The sequence below is a fragment of the Mesorhizobium sp. M7A.F.Ca.US.002.01.1.1 genome (assembly GCF_004022955.1).
Taxonomy (GTDB): domain Bacteria; phylum Pseudomonadota; class Alphaproteobacteria; order Rhizobiales; family Rhizobiaceae; genus Mesorhizobium; species Mesorhizobium ciceri.
Map to the genome: position 1 here is coordinate 1 of NZ_RZQE01000556.1, position 3475 is coordinate 3475.

Sequence of the window (3475 nt, forward strand, 5' to 3'; positions counted from 1 at the left end):
ATAGGCTACCTCGTTGTCGACATAGGCCTTGTCGAAGGCCGCTCCCTTGAGCTTGGCGAGCTTGGCCCGCTCCTCCGCGGCGGCTTTGGTCAGCGCCTTGCTGGTGGCGTTGTCTTCCGGCGTCACCTTGAGTTTCTTGACCAGGTCGAGCGCTTGGACATTCACCGCCTCATGGTCGCGGACCATGTCCTTGGCGAAGGCGAGCACCTCCTTGTTCTTCGACTTCTTGAGCGCTTGCTTGGCCGCCTCGACATCGATCACGCCGGCTGTATAGGCGATGTGGGCGATCTGCGGGTCGGTTGGTTTGTCGGCGGCTTGCGCAAGTGGGGCAGTGCCAAGCAGCAGCAAGGCGGCCAGAGCGGCGGTGTGACGAATAAGCATGACATCTCCTTCGCCCGGATGCGGGGATCGCCTCGGGCTTCGTTTCCGGTTGACGCATCATTGGATGCAGCGCGGCGGCAAACGTTCCCGCGAAAATCCGCCAAATCAGAAAATGGGTCAGCCTTCCAGGCCGAGCCGCTTCATCACGGCAGCGGTCAACCGTTCGCAGCGCCGGCCAGCGAAGGGGAAGGCGTCGAGCAGCACCGGCCCGATCTGTTCATCCAGCGCCTTGCGCAGCAGGGCGCGAGCGCGATGCAGGCGGGTCTTGACGGTTTCGGGCCGCACGCCGAGTAGTTCTGAAGTCTCTTCAATGCTCAGGCCCTCGATCACCCGCGCCACGAACACCATCCTGTAGAGATCTGGAAGGCTGTCGGTCGCCCGTTCGACAAGGGCCAGGATTTGCCGTTGCGCCATTGTCCGCTCCGGATCATCGCTGGGGTTGAGGGGAAACTGGATAATCTCGGCCTGCGGGTTCTCGGGCATCGCCACCGATCGCCGTCTTTTACGCAACCGGCCGAGCGCTTCGTTGATGACGATGCGCGACAGCCACGTGCCGAGCGAGGCATCGCCGCGAAAACTGCCGAGATGGGCAAAGGCCCTGACATAGGCCTCCTGGACGATGTCCTCGGCCTCGCTGTCATTGCGCACCACGCCGCGCGCGATGCGGTAAAGCCGCTGGTTATGCGTCTTGATAATGGTGCGAAAGGCAGCGCCGTCGCGCGCCAGGGCTCGCTGCGTCAATTCCAGGTCGCCAGAGGCAGCGATGATTTCGGTCGCGTCTCGCCGAACGTACGACATGAGCAGTCTCCTTGCCCTTCAATAGATTGGTCTCGACAACAAGGTTCCTGAAAATTCGTCACACCGGAATCGACGACAGGAATTCGCGCCTCAGATCGATGTTCGTCTCGAAAACGCCGAGCATGCGTTTGGTGACCATGCGGGTGCCGTGCGCGTGGACGCCGCGCGATGTCATGCAGCCATGCTCGGCCACAAGCACGACGGCCACTCCACCCGGCTGCAGGGCATCCTCGATCGCGCAAGCGATATCATCCGTGAGCCGCTCCTGTACCTGCAAGCGGCGAGCGCAAGCCTCGACGACCCTTGCCAATTTGGAGATGCCCACCACGCGGTTGAGGGGCATGTAGGCGATGTACGCCTTGCCGTGGATTGCGGCCATGTGGTGCTCGCAGAAAGAATGAAACGCTATGTCGTGCAGTTCGACCGCCTGGTTATAGCCGCCGATTTCATCGAACGTCCGTTCGAGCAGTCTCACAGGATCTTGCCGATAGCCGGCAAACCACTCTTCATAGGCACGAACGACACGCGCAGGAGTATCGATAAGACCGGGTCGGGCCGGATCGTCGCCGGCCCAAGAGATCAGCGTCCTGACCGCGGCCTCAGCATCGAAGCGCGTCGGCCGGACGCGGCCGACTGCTCTGGGTTGGCCGTCTCCCACTGAATTTCCTTCGGCGGAGGCCGACACGCCATCTTCGGTGTCGTTCAGAATTTGCGAATGCAGGTCCATCGGTCTCTCCAGTTCCACGCTCGAAACCATTGGATGCGGCTGGCGAGGATTGGTTCCCGACTGGCACGACACCCAGGAGGAAGGTTCCCATCCGTGGCGAACCACGGGAACTTTTCGAACAGCGCTGCATCCAATTTCATGTCTGGCGCATGGTCGACGCACGCCGTCAGGATCGTGAAGGAGAACCAAGATGGCATCGAAACAGCCCGCGGAAACCGACCCTGACCTCGCTGTTGGTGTGTTCATCGTGGCAATCGCGATAATGCCGATGCCGCCGGTCAGCTGGTGGTCCTGGTACGCGTCGGCGACCATTTGCTGGCGGTCGACGGCACATGCACCCACTGCAAAGTCCCGCTGGCGTGCGGAGTATTCATTTGCACCAGGGCCTATATCGGTCTTCAGATCGGCGAAGGGCTCCAGCCTGCGCAACGTTCCGGCTGTGGTCACAGGGCGGCCCCTATCCGGGTCAGGACGCGATCCGCGGCCGCCCGGTGGCTGTCGCGACGACGATGGCTTCGACGAAACTGCGCTCGCCCTCGATTGTGGCAACCCTTATGTCCCGTGAGATCTCGATCCGAGCCTGATCGGTCCCGGCGCGCTCGGCGAGACCTGCCGCCAGAGCGCGAATGTGGGCTTCGGCGGCGGCCATTGCTTCGTCCTCGGTGTCAAAATCGTCCAGCCGCAGGCCGGAATTGAGACGGAAAAGCCCGATCTCCGGCTGGCTGACGCGGGCTTCCGCTGACATCCGTACCTGCCCGACGACGGCACCCAACGCATTTGCAACGTCGGCGTGTTCGGCGATCTTGCACGCATTGCCGATGATCGGCGGCAGCCCCGCATAGTGAAGCGATGCCGAAGCGCCGAGGCCGATCACCGGCCGGTCGAGTGCGATCGACAGCTGCGCCATGCCGCCTCGTCGGCCAACGGCACGCTGAACCAGCGGATTGGCAACAGAGACGCCGCCATCCAGCCCGTCCTCGGCAAAGACTGTTTCAAGAATGGCTTCTGCAGAACGCCGGGTGACGGCGATGAGGACCATCTCGGAAAATGCTTCCGCTCCTTTGGCGACACGATGCCCTTGGCCGTCGCGCTTGCGTGCGAACAATTCGGCGCCCAGTCGAGCCGCGACAGGATCCCAATTCCCTTGCCGGCCGAGCACATGGGCCGCATCGGATGGCGTGAAGCCCGCAATATGCACCAGACCACGCGCGACCAGGCGATTGAGCGTTGCGACCTGTGATGTCGATACGAGCAGCCGGTCGAGCGCGGCGGGAATTGCCGAAATGTCGGCATAGAGCCGCGCCTCGGTAACTGTCAGGCCCGCAGCCAGACGCTCGGGGACACCTGTGCACAACGCGAAGCGGCCGTCCAGCCGGCTGGTGTTGGGGCTGAGCAATTGCCGCTTGAGGCCATTATGGATGGCATCGCCGTGCTTCACAGCGGCGAGCGCCAGCGGCACGAGCCGACGGGGGCCGAGCACGATCGTCGAAGTCAGCGACCGCTCATGGAGCGAGACTTCCGAATCTCCCCCGAGGCCAAAGGTGCGCATGGCGACGGCTTCCACCATGG

The 3475-nt window shown here is 62.9% G+C and carries 3 protein-coding genes and 1 pseudogene; all 4 read right to left on the reverse strand.

Annotation, left to right across the window (positions count from 1 at the left end; translation table 11 throughout):
• A partial coding sequence (locus EN932_RS31790; protein WP_164890720.1) for a DUF4142 domain-containing protein occupies positions 1-381 on the reverse strand: 381 nt, incomplete at its 3' end.
• Positions 382-498: 117 nt separating this feature from the next.
• Positions 499-1179 (reverse strand): RNA polymerase sigma factor, encoded by a 681-nt coding sequence (locus tag EN932_RS31795; RefSeq protein WP_128369355.1) that lies wholly within the window; start codon positions 1177-1179, stop codon positions 499-501.
• 58 nt (positions 1180-1237) lie between these two features.
• Positions 1238-2353 (reverse strand): GTP cyclohydrolase I, encoded by a 1116-nt coding sequence (gene folE, locus EN932_RS39810; protein WP_348630215.1) that lies wholly within the window; start codon positions 2351-2353, stop codon positions 1238-1240.
• Between the two features lie 19 nt (positions 2354-2372).
• A pseudogene (locus tag EN932_RS31805) lies at positions 2373-3475 on the reverse strand (hydantoinase/oxoprolinase family protein); the annotation flags it as partial.

Bases quoted from the DNA above. Each gene is read 5' to 3' on its own strand.
- EN932_RS31795 (WP_128369355.1), bottom strand. From the start codon at position 1,179: ATGTCGTACGTTCGGCGAGACGCGACCGAAATCATCGCTGCCTCTGGC.